The 270-nt window shown below is 51.5% G+C and carries 2 tRNA genes; both read right to left on the bottom strand.

Annotated features, from left to right (window positions below):
• Position 1 precedes the first annotated feature (1 nt).
• Positions 2-77: transfer RNA gene (locus OGX80_RS00590), tRNA-Ala, on the bottom strand.
• A 113-nt stretch (positions 78-190) separates the two neighbouring features.
• Positions 191-267: transfer RNA gene (locus OGX80_RS00585), tRNA-Ile, on the bottom strand.
• Between the last annotated feature and the right edge of the window lie 3 nt (positions 268-270).

The following is a 270-nucleotide window of genomic DNA, read 5'->3' as shown; positions in this document are numbered from 1 at the left end:
ATGGTGGAGCTATGCGGGATCGAACCGCAGACCTCCTGCGTGCAAAGCAGGCGCTCTCCCAGCTGAGCTATAGCCCCATACAGTACAGTCAGAACCTCTTACCGATGATTTTTCCTGAGACAAGGCGTGGAATGACGAAGCATACTTAAAGTATGTGAGTCATTTCACAACGCAGTATTCAGGGAAAATCTGGTAGGCCTGAGTGGACTTGAACCACCGACCTCACCCTTATCAGGGGTGCGCTCTAACCACCTGAGCTACAAGCCTGTA

It is taken from the genome of Citrobacter sp. CK194 (assembly GCF_030333395.1).
Taxonomy (GTDB): Bacteria; Pseudomonadota; Gammaproteobacteria; order Enterobacterales; family Enterobacteriaceae; genus Citrobacter_B; species Citrobacter_B koseri.
Note: the sequence above shows the minus strand (reverse complement) of the source record. Positions and strands in the feature narration are given on the sequence as shown.